The sequence below is a fragment of the Companilactobacillus allii genome (assembly GCF_001971585.1).
Classification (GTDB): domain Bacteria; phylum Bacillota; class Bacilli; order Lactobacillales; family Lactobacillaceae; genus Companilactobacillus; species Companilactobacillus allii.
The window spans coordinates 160,292-176,216 of sequence record NZ_CP019323.1 but is presented as its reverse complement, the minus strand read 5'-3'; the positions used below and the strand labels follow the sequence as shown (position 1 = coordinate 176,216).

Below are 15,925 nucleotides of genomic sequence, written 5' to 3'. Positions count from 1 at the left end.
TCTAGAGGAGTAGTCGCATGGAAGTACATAAATTAGCAAATTCTAACGTTTCAGTACTTGAACCAAAAAGCAAAAAAACTTCTATGCAACCTGGCCGAAGCAAGTATGAAAGAAAAATTCATAAGCATCGACTAGTTGCTATTGGCATTGTTTTCGCCATTGTTTTGCTTGGATTAGGTTCACAAATCGTAAAGGCGAATATGACATATTCATCAACGCAACAAAGCATTACGGTCAATAAGAAAAAGTTGAGTAAGCAAAAAGCTGCTCAGAGTGATTTGAAAATAGAAATAAATCAGCTTCAGGATACAAATTATTTAAAGAAGTATGTGCGTGAAAAGTACATGTATTCTAAGCCAGGCGAGTTAGTTTATAATCTGCCTGATAGTGTTAATGAGATTCAAAAATAGGGGAAGGAACTATTATATCTAGATGACAGTTGAAGTAGGAACCAAAGTAGAAGGCAAAGTTACTGGAATTACAAATTTTGGGGCATTCGTTGACCTTGGTGAAGGACAAAGTGGAATGGTACACATTAGTGAAGTTGCTAATGGATACGTTAAAGATATTCATGATGTCTTAAAGGTTGGAGATACCGTAAAGGTTTTGGTTCTTAGCGAGAAAGACAAAAAAATTGCCCTTTCAATTAAGCAAGCTACAGAGCAACCAAAAAAGCCCAAGTATCAACACCGTGAGCATCGTGAAAGAAAGGTTCAACACAAACCTGTTGAAACCTTTGATGATATGATGTCTGGATTCATGAAGGAAAGTGAAGAAAGAATGAGTGTCATTCGTAAGAATACTGAAGGTAAACGTGGTGGCCGTGGTGGCCGAAGAAGCTAGAAAATAGTTGAATAAACAAAGGCTGCGACAAGTTGTGTCCAGCCTTTTTTGATAGAAACGAGGAAAGATGAAATCCAATAAGACAATGTTAAATACCGTTTTAAAGACATTAAACAAATATCATGCTAAAAGAGTTTTAGTCGCTGTTTCTGGTGGAGTTGATTCAATGGTTCTATTAGATATTATTTCTAAGATCTTTCCTACCGCTGATTTTGGAGTGGTGAATGTCGACCATGATCTACGTGTAGGCAGTGCTGATGAAGTTGAATTTTTGAGAGACTTTTGTAAGACGAATTCATATCAGTTTTTTACAACAAAATGGACCACTAAACCAAAAGAAGATATCGGCATGGAAGCAGCTGGTAGAGAATTTCGTTACCAATATTTCTCTGAGGTTATGAAGGAAAACAACTTTGACACTTTGTTAACGGCTCATCATTCAAACGATTTAGCCGAAAATATTTTGATGAAGATGATTCGCTCAGGAAATGTCTACGAAGTAGTTAGTTTGAAGCAACAACGTAATTTTTCTGATGGACAATTAGTCAGACCGCTTCTAGATTTTTCTAAACAACAAATAAAAGATTATGCAAAAATACATGAGATAGAGCATGTTCAAGACGAAACAAACTTTGAAAATATAACCATGCGTAATAGATTACGGAATAATATTTTCCCTGAGTTACAAACTGAGAATGGACAACTTTTGTCACACTTTAGACTTTTTGATCGTCAATTGAATGCATTGATAGATATGTCTGTTGAAAAATTTCAAATTGTCGAGCAAAATATGCAGATAGAATTCAGGGATGAAAGTATCAAGGGAAGCTTGGATCCAATTCGATCAATGGATTCAGAACAACAGATGCTGTTTTGGGGTAGCTTTTTTACTAGGAAGTTAGATATATCCGTTAGTAATCGACAAATTGAACAGGTAATTACAATAATTACTGGTAATAATTCAAGTGCCGAGGTTGATTTAGAGGATAATTGGCGTTTTATTCGCTCGTACAATAATTTTTTGATTAAAAAAGTTAAGCACACGGATTCAATAAGTATCGAATTAGAATTGGGTAAGCCAACTATATTTAATAACAGGCAGATCAAACTCAGCAGAGTAGATGCTTTGGATGCTACATTTTCAACTAGAAAGCTGCCTCAAAAAATTGTTTTGAGGAATCGAATTATTGGAGACAAGCTGTTAATTGATGATGGAAGACATCAAAAATTGAGTAAGAGATTTATTAATGAGAAGATACCGGAATATCAAAGAAATGAAATTCCGATATTATTATTCGATAATCAAGTAGTTTGGGTTGAAAAAATATACAAGATAAGCGATTATTTAAAAAAAGGTAATTACTTTTTTAAAATTGATATGGACGAGGTAAAACGATGAATTCGGATATTGAAAAAGTATTAGTATCAGAAAAAGAGATCAATGAGGCAAATGAGCGTTTGGGTAAGGACTTGACTGAGGAATATTCAGGCAAGAATCCATTATTTGTATGTATTCTACGTGGTGCAGCAATGTTTATGATGGATTTGATCCGTCATGTGGATATTCCAATGGAATATGACTTCATGGACGTTTCTAGTTATGGTGGTGAAAATACCGATACCACTGGGGATGTAAAAATTGTCAAAGATCTTGATACTTCACTAAAGGGACGTGATGTCGTTATAGTTGAGGATATTATTGATACTGGATTCACGCTAGACCGTTTGATCAAGCTTTTTGAGACTAGAGAAGCCAAGTCAATTAAGATTGTTTCATTTTTAGATAAACCTGCTAGAAGAATCAAACAAGTACATGTTGACTATATTGGTGTGCAAATACCTGATGCCTTTGTTGTGGGATATGGGATGGATTATAACGAACACTACCGAAACCTTCCATATGTCGGAGTTTTAAAACCAGAAGTTTATAACGCAAAATAATCAACTTAGCGGTACAATTATTATTGTGTTAATGCCTGTCAATGTTACAATATGTAACGTCTAAGTAATTAGGAGGAAATATATGAAAAATAATCGAAATAGGTTAATCAATAATAGCCTGTTTTATATCTTGCTCTTTGTTGTTTTAGTGCTCGCAGCAAGTTGGTTTGCTGGTGGTCAATCCTCAGATCAATCTAAAACACTAAGCCAAGATCAATTTATTACACAGCTAAAACAAGGGAAAGTTAAGAACTTTAAGATCGAACCTGTTAGTGGTGCTTACCAAGTAACTGGTCAGTACAAAAAGGCTCAAAGTACAGAGACAACACGTTCTGTATCAATCTTTAATAGAAGCCAAACTACAAGTTCATCTAAAGTTACCCAATTTACTTCGACCGTATTGCCAAATAATGATACGTTGAAACGGATCAATAATGCCGCTTCAGCAGAGAAAGTTAAGACGACTGCAGCAGCTAAATCGCAATCGTCACAATGGATCTCTATAATTCTTACTTTGGTACTACCATTTATTCTTTTCTTCTTTATCATTTTTGCGATGATGGGGCGTGGAGGACAAGGTGGCGGTGCAAACCGTGTTATGAACTTTGGTAAATCCAAAGTTAAACCTGAAGACCCTAAGAAGAATAAAGTTAGATTTTCAGATGTCGCTGGTGCTGAGGAGGAGAAACAAGAGCTTGTTGAAGTTGTTGAGTTCTTGAAAGATCCTCGTAAGTACGTATCCCTAGGTGCAAGAATCCCATCAGGTGTCCTACTTGAGGGACCACCTGGTACTGGTAAGACTTTGCTTGCCAAAGCCGTTGCTGGTGAAGCTAAAGTACCATTTTATTCAATTTCTGGTTCAGATTTCGTTGAGATGTTCGTTGGTGTTGGTGCTTCTCGTGTTCGTGATTTGTTTGAGAATGCGAAGAAAGATGCCCCATCAATTATCTTTATTGATGAAATCGATGCAGTTGGTCGTCAACGTGGTTCCGGTACCGGTGGTGGTAACGACGAACGTGAACAAACACTTAACCAATTGCTAATTGAGATGGACGGATTTACTGGTAATGAAGGTGTCATTGTTATGGCAGCTACTAACCGTTCTGATGTCTTAGATCCTGCTTTGTTACGTCCAGGTCGTTTTGATCGTAAGATCTTAGTTGGTAGACCAGATGTTAAAGGACGTGAAGCTATTCTTAAAGTTCATTCTAAGAATAAGCCATTTACTGATAACGTTGATTTGAAACAATTGGCTCAAACAACACCTGGATTCGTTGGTGCTGATCTTGAGAACTTACTTAACGAAGCTGCCTTAGTTGCTGCTAGACGTGGTAAGACTAAGATTGATCCAACTGATATCGATGAAGCTGAAGATCGAGTTATTGCTGGACCAGCTAAGAAGAATCATGTTATCTCTGATAGAGAACGTCACATGGTTGCATACCATGAGGCTGGACATGCTTTGATTGGTCTTGTACTTAATGATTCTCGTGTTGTTAGAAAGGTTACTATCGTTCCTCGTGGTAAGGCTGGTGGTTATGCTATCATGCTTCCTAAGGATGATCAAAACCTTATAACAAAGAAAGAATTTACAGAACAAATCGCTGGATTACTCGGTGGACGTACAGCCGAAGAAATTATATTCGGTACACAATCATCAGGTGCTTCAAATGACTTTGAGCAAGCTACACAAATTGCCCGTACAATGGTCACAGAATATGGTATGACTGACCGTTTAGGTACAGTTCAACTTGAAAAAGATGGACAACCATTCGGTGGTGGCGGATATCGTCAATTGCCTGCCTATTCAGAAGATACTGCTAAGTTAATTGACCAAGAAGTTAAACGTCTTCTTGATGAAGGTCACGAACAAGCAAGAACTATTATCGAGAATCATCGTGAGCAACATAAGTTAATTGCTGAAGCACTATTGAAGTATGAAACACTTAATGAAAAGGAAATTTTGAGTTTGTTCAACGATGGCAAAATGCCTGATGATGACGAAAACGCTCAATTCCCAAGTGAAAATGCTGCAACATTTGAACAATCAAAACGTATGGTTGAAGCAAAGGATGCTGCAAAACAAAAAACTGGTGATGTTGATGAGAATCAATTCCCATCAGAATCAGATCAAAAGGATACAACTACACCAACTGATAGCCCAGAAACTAAGTCTGAGACTACAAAAGAAGATGCAGATGATTCCGACAAGTCTAATGACAATCATTCAAGTGATGACAATTCAGACAATAATGATCAGGACAAATAAATATATAAGTATTAAAAGAAGCGACTCATATGAGTCGCTTTTTTCACGGAAAGGAATTTTCAAATGACTGATAACTTAACTAAAGCTGTTTCTAAAGATGGCAAATTCAGAGTTTATGTAGTGAACGCTACACAGACTGTTTCTGAAGCACAAAAGCGCCATGATACATGGAGTAACTCTACTGCAGCACTAGGTCGTACCATGGTAGGCTCAGTACTGATAGCAACATCAACTTTAAAAGAAGATGAAGTACTTACTACCAGAATGCTCGGAAATGGACCTGCTGGTGCAATCGTTGTTGATGCCAATGCATCAGGAGACCTCAAAGGCTATATCCAAAATCCACATGTTAGTTTGCCCTTGAACAAGGATGGACATATTGATGTAGCAGGTGCGGTTGGAACAAATGGGACGTTGAGCATTACCAAAGATATGCACTTGAAGGAACCATTTACAGGTCAAGTTCCAATTGTCTCAGGTGAAATTGGCTCTGACTTTGCTTATTATATGGCCAAGTCAGAACAGATTCCTTCAGCAGTCGGAGTATCTGTATTTGTTCAACCTAATGAAACAGTTGGTGCCGCAGGTGGATTCTTGATCCAAACATTACCTGGAGCAGGGGATGAAGATATTGACAAAATTGAGAATAATCTTAAAATTATTCCTAATCTGTCAACATTGTTGAATGAAGGATTAAGTAATATTGAAGTTATGAATAAGTTGATGAATGGAATAGAATTGAAAGTTTTGGAAAATATGCCAGTTCAATTCAAATGTGATTGTTCTAAGGATAAGTTTTCAAAGTCCCTAGCTACACTTTCTGATAAAGAACTACAAAGTATGATTGACGAAAACCACGGTGCAGAGGCAGTTTGTAAATTCTGTAATAACAAATATCAATTCAATGAAGAAGAGTTGAAGAATATTATTTCTGAAAAGAAGTAATGATATTTGCCATTCAATTGAAATATTTGCTATCATAACGAGTTGTAATGCAAAAACAGATAGTAACACTTTGTTACTAAATACGAGGTAAATATTATGGAATGGAAAATTGGAGACGTTACGATCCCTAATCAAGTGGTTGTAGCACCAATGGCTGGTATTACTAACTCATCTTTTAGATTGACCGCTCGAGAATTTGGGGCAGGATTAGTTGTTTGTGAGATGATAAGTGACAAAGGCATCAAGTATCATAACGAAAAAACGATGAATATGTTGTTTGTTGATCCATTGGAACATCCAGTAAGTATTCAGATTTTCGGTGGTAGTAAGGAATCTTTAGTTAATGCTGCAAGATTTGTATCTGAGAATACTGCTGCTGATATTATTGATATTAATATGGGATGCCCGGTTAAAAAAGTTGTAAAAACTGATGCTGGATCTCGTTGGCTATTAGATCCTGATCAAGTTTATGATGTGGTGAAGTCCGTTAGTTCAGCTATTGATAAGCCACTAACAGTCAAGATGAGGACTGGTTGGGATGATGATCATCTTTATGCAGTTGAAAATGCATTGGCTGCACAAGAGGGTGGAGCTGCTGCAATTGCCATGCATGGTCGAACTAGAGAACAGTTTTATATGGGACATTCCAATTGGGATATTTTACATGAAGTAGCTCAAAAATTGACCATTCCATTTATGGGAAATGGTGATATTAAGACTCCAGAAGATGCCAAGTTCATGATTGAAGAAGTCGGTGCCGATGCCGCCATGGTTGGACGTGCTGTACTTGGTAACTTATGGAAACTTAATGCAATGAACCACTACATTGAAACTGGCGATATATTACCAGAACCAACAGTTAGAGAAAAAGTAGATATAGCTAAACTTCAACTCCAACGTCTGGTAGACTTAAAAGGTGAACATGTTGGCGTACCAGAATTTCGTCAGCAAGCGGCATATTATTTAAAAGGTATTCCTCATGCCGTCAGAGCACGTGCACAAGTTATGCAAGTCGATACTATGAAAGAAGTATTCGACATATTAGATAATTTTGTTGATAGTTACGAAAAAAGAGAAGCTAGAGCTTCTAGGATTTCATAAGAAATGGGGGAGAACAGTTTGGGAAACCAAAAGAACAAGCAAGGAAAAGAAATGAACGATCAACTAAAGGTCCGTCGCGACAAGTTAGCTGAATTATATGATGAGGGTGTTGACCCATACGGTTCACGTTTTGTAAGAACTGATTTAACACAAACTCTTCAAGACAAATATAGCGAAGAAGCTAAGGATGTTTTGGAAGAACAAAACACACCAGTTATCATTGCTGGTCGTATGATGACTAAACGTGGTAAGGGTAAAGTTGGATTTGCTGATATTAAAGATAGAAGCGGTAAGATCCAAATCTACGTACGTAAAGATGAAGTTGGCGAAGAGAATTATCATATTTTCAAGCGCTCTGATATCGGAGATAATCTAGGTATCGAAGGTCACGTTATGAAAACTGACATGGGTGAGCTAACTGTTAAAGCCACTAAAGTTACTATGTTGGCTAAGTCACTACGTCCATTACCAGATAAGTTCCATGGTTTAACAAATGTTGAACAAAAATATCGTCAAAGATATCTTGACTTGATTGCTAACCAAGATAGTTTTGATCGCTTTAAGAAACGTTCTAAGATTATTTCTGCTGTACGTGAATACTTAGACGGTGAAGATTTCATGGAAGTTGAAACACCTACTTTGAATGCACAAGCTGGTGGTGCAAATGCCAAACCATTTATCGCTCACTACAATGCACTTGATGAAGATATGTACTTGCGAATTGCTCTTGAGTTGCCATTGAAGAGACTTATCGTTGGTGGATTTGAACGTGTCTACGAAATCGGTCGTGTATTCCGTAATGAAGGACTAGATACACAACATAGTCCAGAGTTCACTTCTCTTGAAACATATGCTGCATACTTTGACTTCAATGATGTTATGGATGAAACAGAAGGTATCTTCAGACATGCTGCTAAAAAGGCTCTTGGAACAACACAAATCACTTATCAAGGTGAAGATGTTGATCTTGGTAAGCCATTCAAGCGTATTTCAATGGTTGATGCTATCAAGGAAAAGACCGGAATAGACTTTAAACAAGAAATGACAGTTGATGAAGCTAAAAAGCTCGCTGATGAAAATAATGTTCATTATGAACAATATTGGCAAGTTGGTCATATCATTAGTGAATTCTTTGAAACATTCGTTGAGAGTGAAATTAAAGAACCTACATTCATTTATGGTTACCCAATTGAAGTTTCACCTCTAGCTAAGAAAAATAAGCAAGATCCACGTTTCACTGACCGTTTTGAAGTATATATTCTAGGTCATGAATATGGTAATGCCTTTACTGAATTGAATGATCCTATTGATCAACGCCAAAGATTTGAGGCTCAAGTTGCTGAAAGAAATGAAGGAAACGACGAAGCTGAAGGTATAGACAATGATTATGTAGAAGCCTTGGAATACGGTATGCCACCAACAGGTGGATTGGGAATTGGTATCGATCGTTTAGTTATGCTATTAACTGATGCACCAACAATTCGTGATGTTGTCTTATTCCCTACTATGAAGCCAGAAGATAACTCAGATAATCCAGAATAATGAGTTAAAATTATATATCTATGTGCTTTTTGAAATATATTTATAAACAAATAAAAAAAGTTAACGAATTTTCGTTGACTTTTTTTATTTGGATTGGGTATAATAATATAGTTGTTTGTTACAAAGCAATGGAGGATTAGCTCAGCTGGGAGAGCATCTGCCTTACAAGCAGGAGGTCACAGGTTCGATCCCTGTATCCTCCATTAAACTTTTAAGTAAGTTTATTGGAAAAGCATCAAAGCACACTTTTGCGGGTGTGGCGGAATTGGCAGACGCGCTAGATTTAGGTTCTAGTGTCCAATGGACATGAAGGTTCAAGTCCTTTCACCCGTATTTCGATATTTAAGATATTGAATCAGATTTATCATAAGTGTTTACTTGATGCCGACTTAGCTCAGTTGGCAGAGCATCTGTCTTGTAAACAGGGGGTCGGAGGTTCGAATCCTCTAGTCGGCATTTATGCGGAAGTAGTTCAGTGGTAGAACATCACCTTGCCATGGTGGGGGTCGCGGGTTCGAATCCCGTCTTCCGCTTCATTATTAATATCATGTATCGGGAAGTAGCTCAGCTTGGCAGAGCATCGCGTTCGGGACGCGGGGGTCGCAAGTTCGAATCTTGTTTTCCCGATCCAAAGCAATTAAAGAGTTCATCAATTCAGTTGGAATTGATGAACTCTTTTAGTTGCGCCATATTATTAATGAGATCGTGGAAAATGTGTAATAATAGTAATAAGAAACCACTAGGATTAATTAATAAGTGATTTTGTTATATTTTAATTTATAATCGTGTTAATATAAATATCAAACTTTTTTGTGGAATTAGTGATTATGTTGCTATAAGTTTAATCACTTGCAATTTTGTATAGTAGAATTATACTTTCTACACTAAAGAATTCATAAGTCGAGGTAGTTATCATGGACAAAGTATTTACCGAAAGCGCTAAAAACGCACTTGTTTTAGCCCAAGATCAAGCTAAAACATTTCATCATAATGCTGTTGGTACAGAGCATATTTTATTAGGTCTAACAATGGAGAATGATGGCATTGCCGGTATTACTTTACGAGACTTGGCTGTTAGTGATAAAGATGTTTCAGAAGAAATTGAACATCTTACTGGCTATGGTGATGTCTCATCTAATACCGCTAAGGGAATCTATCTTCCATATTCTCCTAAAGGACAAACAATTCTTGCTAGTTCAGAGGAAATTTCAAATCAATATAATACAAGTCGTATAGGTACTGAACATATCTTACTTGCTATTTTGGATGACGCTGATAACCTAGCTAACCGTATTTTGTCCAATCTCGGATTGAGTCTGACAAAGACAAAAAGTCTATTGCTAAATAAAATGGGCATGTCTAACAAGACTACTAGACGTGGTATGGGAATGAACCAAAAGAAAAAAGAAGTGGCTGGAACACCAACTCTTGACTCGCTAGCACGTGATTTAACAAAGATTGCAGCTGAGAACCAAATAGATCCAGTGATTGGTCGTGAAAAAGAAGTTGAACGTACTATTCAAATTCTAAGTCGTAGAACAAAGAACAATCCTGTCCTCGTTGGTGAACCGGGTGTTGGTAAAACTGCAATTGCTGAAGGATTAGCCAATGCTATCGTAAAAAAAGATGTGCCGCTTGATATGCAAAACAAACGTATCATGATGCTTGATATGGGATCTCTTGTTGCCGGTACTAAGTATCGTGGTGAGTTTGAAGATAGACTAAAGAAGATTATTGAAGAAATTTATAAAGACAAACATGTCATCTTATTTATCGATGAGTTACACACATTGATTGGTGCAGGTGGTGCAGAGGGAGCTATTGATGCTTCTAACATTTTGAAACCAGCACTTGCCCGTGGTGAGTTGCAATTGATCGGTGCTACTACTTTGAATGAGTATCAAAAGTACATCGAAAAAGATACTGCATTGGAGCGTCGTTTTGCTCAAGTTCATATTGAAGAACCTAGTGAAGAGGAATCAGTTAAGATTCTTGAAGGATTACGTCCTAGATATGAGCAACATCATGGTTTAACAATTTCTGATGAGGCAATTCAAGCCGCAGTTAAATTATCATCACGTTATTTAACAAATCGATTCTTACCTGATAAGGCAATCGACTTGATGGATGAGGCTTCTGCCAAAGTCCGTATTCATAACGTGTCAAAGAACAATGAATTAGAGAAGTTAACTGACGAATCTATGCAATTGATCAATGATAAGAACAATGCCATCTTGGATCAAGATTTTGAAAAGGCTGCCTTGATTCGTGAGCATGAACAAGATGTCCAAGAGAAGATCACTAAGATCAAAGAAGACCAAGAAAGTGGACGTTTGAAAAAGCCAGTTGTTAAGGTTGATGATATTGCCGAGATCATCGCTGAATGGACTGGTGTTCCGGTTAAACAAATCACTAGAAAAGAAAGTGAACGTTTACTAAACCTTGAAAAAGAGTTGCATAAGAGAGTTATTGGACAAAACGATGCAATTAGTGCCGTGTCACGTGCCATTCGTCGTGCTAGAAGTGGTATGAAAGATCCAGATCGTCCTATTGGTTCATTTATGTTCCTTGGACCAACTGGTGTTGGTAAGACTGAACTTGCTAAATCAATAGCAGAAGTAATGTTTGGTTCAGAAGATAATCTGATTCGTGTTGATATGTCAGAATACATGGAGCAATATAGTACCTCCAAGTTGATTGGTTCAGCTCCTGGATATGTCGGATTTGATGAAGGTGGCCAATTAACTGAGAAGGTTAAAAATGAGCCATATTCAGTGATCCTACTTGATGAAGTTGAAAAGGCTCACCCAGATGTCTTTAACTTATTATTACAAGTTTTAGATGATGGTATTTTGACAGATGCCAAGGGACGTAAGGTAGACTTTAGAAATACAATTATCATTATGACTTCTAACTTAGGTGCTCGTGCCTTGCAAGATGATAAGTCAGTTGGATTTGGTGCAAAGGATATTCATGATGATTATAAAGAAATGGAAGAACGTATTAATACTGAGTTGAAGAAGTTCTTCAGACCTGAATTCTTGAATCGTGTTGATGAAACTATTGTCTTTAAAGCTCTTGATAAAGATCAACTTAAATCAATCGCTAAAATCATGAGTAACAATCTTAGAAAACGTCTTGAAGAAAGAAAAATTGAACTTGTTATTTCACCATCTGCATACAGTGATTTGGTGAAGGACGGATACAATCCAGAATATGGTGCTCGTCCAATGAGAAGAACAATTCAACGTGAGATTGAAGATCCAGTAAGTGAATTATTGCTGATGAATAAAGTCGGTGAAGGGGATACGATCAAGGTTGGCTCTAAGCAAGGTAAGTTAGCTATTAATGTGGCTGAGACAAATGATAAGAAGACTGGTAAGTCATTAGCTCATTAAAAAGTGCTTGACTATTGACAACTGTAAGTATTCCGAGTATTATCTTTTTATGAGATTTAAAGTTCAAAACGTAAGCCGCGATCTATTGTCCGTGGTGATACCGTAATAGAAGAGATCGAAAATAGATTCAGTTCTATTTTTGGTTTTTTTTTGCCTAAAAACCGGTATTTAAACCGCTTTCTTGCAATTTGTAACACAATTGTAACATTTGCGGCAAACTTATTTTTTGAACAAATTATATATTGAGGTGAAAAATTTGACTTATCATAACGTTAATTATGGTGCACATCGTGTTCGTCGTAGTTATGCAAAGATCAAGGAAGTACTTCCACTGCCAAATTTAATAGACATTCAAACAAACTCATACAATTGGTTTTTAGATGAAGGTCTAAAAGACATGTTTGATGATATTATGCCTATTGATGATTTCGCTGGAAATCTTTCCTTGGAATATGTTGACTACAAATTATTAGAACCTAAATATACTGTTGAAGAAGCAAGACAACATGATGCTAACTATTCAGCACCATTGCATGTCACTTTGAAATTGACTAACCATGAAACTGGTGAAATCAAGACTCAAGATGTTTTCTTCGGTGATTTCCCAATTATGACAGAGCAAGGTACTTTCATTATTAATGGTGCCGAACGTGTTATTGTTTCACAATTGGTACGTTCACCTGGTATTTATTACAATCAAGATACTGATAAAAATGGTCGTGTAAACTACGGTACAACAGTTATTCCTAACCGTGGTGCTTGGCTGGAATACGAAACAGATGCTAAGGGTCTTGGATACGTAAGAATAGATAGAACTAGAAAATTACCTATTTCTGAATTGATCAGATCATTAGGTTTTGGTGAAGATTCTGAAATTCTTGATATCTTTGGTGAAAATGACACTTTGAATCTTACTATGGAAAAAGATGTTCATAAAGATACAAGTGATTCACGTGTTGAAGAAGCCTTGAAGGATATTTACGAACGACTCCGTCCTGGTGAACCCAAGACTGCGGATAGTTCTCGTTCATTACTTTATGCTAGATTTTTTGACCCACGTAGATATGACATGGCTTCTGTTGGTCGTTATAAGGTCAATAAGAAACTTAACATCAAGACAAGATTATTAAATATGACTTTGGCTGAAACATTAGCTGACCCTGATACAGGTGAAGTTGTTTTAGCTAAAGACACTCTTTTAGATCGTGATGCTATGAGTAAACTTAGCCCATATCTTGATCGCGATGACTTTAAGACTGTTACACTTCAACCTTCTGATGAGGGTGTTTTGACAGATCCTGTAACAGTACAAATCATCAAGATTTACTCAGAAGCTGACAATGAAAAAGTTGTTAATATTATCGGTAACGGTCATATTGATGAGAAACTTCGTGTTATCACACCTGCTGATATATTAGCTGGAATCAATTACTTCTTGAACCTTAAAGAAGGCGTTGGATCAACTGATGATATTGATCACTTGGGTAACCGTCGTATCAGATCAGTCGGTGAATTACTTCAAAACCAATTCCGTATCGGTTTATCACGTATGGAACGTGTTGTACGTGAAAGAATGTCAATTCAAGACTCAGCTACTGTTACACCTCAACAATTGATTAACATTAGACCAGTTGTAGCTTCAATCAAGGAATTCTTTGGTTCATCACAATTGTCACAGTTCATGGATCAGACTAATCCACTTGGTGAGTTGGAACACAAGCGTCGTCTATCAGCTCTTGGACCTGGTGGTTTGACTCGTGATCGTGCCGGATATGAAGTTCGTGATGTTCACTATACTCACTATGGTCGTATGTGTCCTATTGAAACTCCCGAAGGTCCTAATATTGGACTTATTAATAACTTGGCCAGTTATGCCATTATTAACAAGTATGGTTTCATCGAAACACCATATCGTCGTGTTTCATGGGATACACATAAAGTTACAGATAAGATCGATTATTTAACAGCCGACGAAGAAGATAACTATATCGTGGCTCAGGCTAATACTTTATTAAACGATGATGGTTCATTTGTTGACAACGCCATTTTGGCACGTCATAAGGAAGACAACATCGAAACAACACCTGAAAAAGTCGATTACATGGATGTTTCACCTAAGCAAGTTGTTTCAGTTGCTACTGCATGTATTCCTTTCTTGGAAAACGATGATTCTAACCGTGCCTTGATGGGTGCTAACATGCAACGTCAAGCTGTTCCTTTAGTTAATCCACATGCACCACTAGTTGGTACAAGTATGGAATATATTGCCGGTCATGATTCTGGTGCCGCTTTACTTGCTAAACATGCTGGTACTATTGAATATGTTGATGCTAAAAAGATCACTATCAAACGTGATGATGATGGCACAACTGACGAATATAAAGTTACTAAATTCCGTCGTTCAAATAATGGTAAGAGTTACAACCAAAGACCTATTGCCAGAAAAGGTGAAGAAGTCAAAGCAGGAGACATCATTGCTGATGGTCCCGCTATGGAAAGTGGCGAGTTAGCTCTTGGACAAAACCCACTTATTGCCTTTATGACATGGAACATGTACAACTACGAGGATGCCATTGTGCTTTCAGAGAAGCTTGTACGTGAAGATGCATATACTTCAATTCATATTGAAGAGTATGAGTCAGATGCTCGTGATACAAAACTTGGACCTGAGGAGATCACTAGAGAGATTCCTAACGTTGGTGAAGAATCCCTTAAGGATCTTGACGAGTTTGGTATTATCCGTATTGGTGCCGAAGTACGTGATGGAGATATTCTAGTTGGTAAAGTAACACCTAAGGGTGTTACTGAATTATCAGCTGAAGAGAGACTATTGCATGCTATCTTCGGTGAAAAAGCTCGTGAAGTCCGTGATACTTCACTCCGTGTTCCACATGGTGGTGGTGGTATTATCCAAGATGTAAAAGTCTTCACTCGTGAAGCTGGGGATGAATTAGATCCTGGTGTTAACATGCTTGTTCGTGTTTATATCGCTCAGAAACGTAAGATTCAAGTGGGTGATAAAATGGCCGGACGTCATGGTAACAAAGGTACTGTTTCTATCGTTGTACCTCAAGAAGATATGCCATATATGCCAGACGGTACACCAGTTGATATTCTATTGAATCCAATGGGTGTTCCATCTCGTATGAATATTGGACAGGTTCTAGATCTTCATTTGGGTATGGCTGCTAGAAAACTTGGTATACATGTTGCAACACCTGTATTCGATGGTGTTCAGGATGATGAATTATGGGATATTGTTAAAGAAGCTGATATGGATTCAGATGGTAAGTCTATTCTTTATGATGGACGTACTGGTGAACCATTCAAGAACCGTGTTGCCGTTGGTGTCATGTACTACATGAAGCTAGCTCACATGGTTGACGATAAGTTACATGCTCGTTCAATCGGACCATACTCACTAGTTACTCAACAACCACTTGGTGGTAAAGCACAATTTGGTGGACAGAGATTTGGTGAAATGGAAGTTTGGGCACTTGAAGCTTATGGTGCTGCATATACATTACAAGAAATCTTGACATATAAGTCTGATGATATTATTGGTCGTGTTAAGACATACGAAGCAATCGTCAAAGGTGAAAGTATTCCTAAGCCAGGGGTTCCGGAATCATTCCGTGTTCTGGTTAAAGAATTACAAGCCTTAGGACTTGATATGAAGGTTCTTGATTCTCATAACAAAGAAATCGAACTTAGGGATATGGACGAAGATGAAGATACAGTAAGTATTGACGCTCTATCTAAGTTTGCTAAACAACAAGAACAAAAACGTGCTGAAGAAGAAGCTAAGAAACTTGAAGAAGAACAATCAGCTGAATCAACAAGTACTAAATCAGAGAAATAGTCATAATTTAGATTTAGGGAGGTA

The 15,925-nt window shown here is 37.3% G+C and carries 10 protein-coding genes and 5 tRNA genes; all 15 read left to right on the top strand.

Translation table 11 applies throughout. The annotated features are described in order from the left end of the window. Window positions 1-17 precede the first annotated feature (17 nt). The 15 genes from BTM29_RS00965 (at window position 18) to rpoB (ending at window position 15,901) form a co-directional block, all read left to right on the top strand. Complete coding sequence (locus tag BTM29_RS00965; RefSeq protein ID WP_076613710.1) at window positions 18-410, top strand: FtsB family cell division protein; 393 nt, start codon at window positions 18-20, stop codon at window positions 408-410. A 22-nt stretch (window positions 411-432) separates the two neighbouring features. Beyond that, window positions 433-843, top strand: coding sequence for a S1 domain-containing RNA-binding protein (locus BTM29_RS00960; RefSeq protein WP_076613709.1), 411 nt, complete (start codon window positions 433-435; stop codon window positions 841-843). A gap of 85 nt (window positions 844-928) precedes the next feature. Next, a complete protein-coding gene (tilS, locus tag BTM29_RS00955) occupies window positions 929-2,242 on the top strand; it encodes a tRNA lysidine(34) synthetase TilS (RefSeq protein ID WP_225972214.1) in 1,314 nt (437 codons plus the stop codon). Further along, window positions 2,239-2,784: a hypoxanthine phosphoribosyltransferase gene (hpt, locus tag BTM29_RS00950; RefSeq protein WP_076613707.1), complete on the top strand. Its 546-nt coding sequence runs from the start codon at window positions 2,239-2,241 to the stop codon at window positions 2,782-2,784. Before tilS ends, hpt begins: the two co-directional genes overlap by 4 nt. 82 nt (window positions 2,785-2,866) lie before the next feature. Next, entirely contained in the window at window positions 2,867-5,053 is a 2,187-nt protein-coding gene (gene ftsH / locus BTM29_RS00945; RefSeq protein WP_076613706.1) for an ATP-dependent zinc metalloprotease FtsH, read from the top strand. A 63-nt stretch (window positions 5,054-5,116) separates the two neighbouring features. After that, the gene (hslO, locus tag BTM29_RS00940; RefSeq protein WP_076613705.1) at window positions 5,117-5,998 is read left to right on the top strand and encodes an Hsp33 family molecular chaperone HslO; all 882 of its coding nucleotides are present in this window, start codon (window positions 5,117-5,119) and stop codon (window positions 5,996-5,998) included. A 96-nt stretch (window positions 5,999-6,094) separates the two neighbouring features. After that, window positions 6,095-7,099 carry a tRNA dihydrouridine synthase DusB gene (gene dusB / locus BTM29_RS00935; RefSeq protein WP_076613704.1) on the top strand — a complete coding sequence of 335 codons (1,005 nt, stop codon included), beginning with the start codon at window positions 6,095-6,097 and terminating at the stop codon, window positions 7,097-7,099. 3 nt (window positions 7,100-7,102) lie between these two features. Beyond that, window positions 7,103-8,641 carry a lysine--tRNA ligase gene (gene lysS, locus BTM29_RS00930; protein WP_076613703.1) on the top strand — a complete coding sequence of 513 codons (1,539 nt, stop codon included), beginning with the start codon at window positions 7,103-7,105 and terminating at the stop codon, window positions 8,639-8,641. A 130-nt stretch (window positions 8,642-8,771) separates the two neighbouring features. Next, window positions 8,772-8,844: transfer RNA gene (locus BTM29_RS00925), tRNA-Val, on the top strand. Window positions 8,845-8,891: 47 nt separating this feature from the next. Then, window positions 8,892-8,974: transfer RNA gene (locus BTM29_RS00920), tRNA-Leu, on the top strand. Window positions 8,975-9,024: 50 nt separating this feature from the next. Further along, a tRNA-Thr gene (locus BTM29_RS00915) sits at window positions 9,025-9,097 on the top strand. A 5-nt stretch (window positions 9,098-9,102) separates the two neighbouring features. Further along, window positions 9,103-9,174 (top strand) — tRNA-Gly (locus BTM29_RS00910). Window positions 9,175-9,194: 20 nt separating this feature from the next. Further along, window positions 9,195-9,268, top strand: a tRNA-Pro gene (locus BTM29_RS00905). Between the two features lie 287 nt (window positions 9,269-9,555). Continuing rightward, window positions 9,556-12,039, top strand: coding sequence for an ATP-dependent Clp protease ATP-binding subunit (locus BTM29_RS00900; RefSeq protein ID WP_076613702.1), 2,484 nt, complete (start codon window positions 9,556-9,558; stop codon window positions 12,037-12,039). Window positions 12,040-12,295: 256 nt separating this feature from the next. Next, the gene (rpoB, locus tag BTM29_RS00895) at window positions 12,296-15,901 is read left to right on the top strand and encodes a DNA-directed RNA polymerase subunit beta (protein ID WP_076613701.1); all 3,606 of its coding nucleotides are present in this window, start codon (window positions 12,296-12,298) and stop codon (window positions 15,899-15,901) included. The last annotated feature ends 24 nt before the right edge of the window (window positions 15,902-15,925 follow it).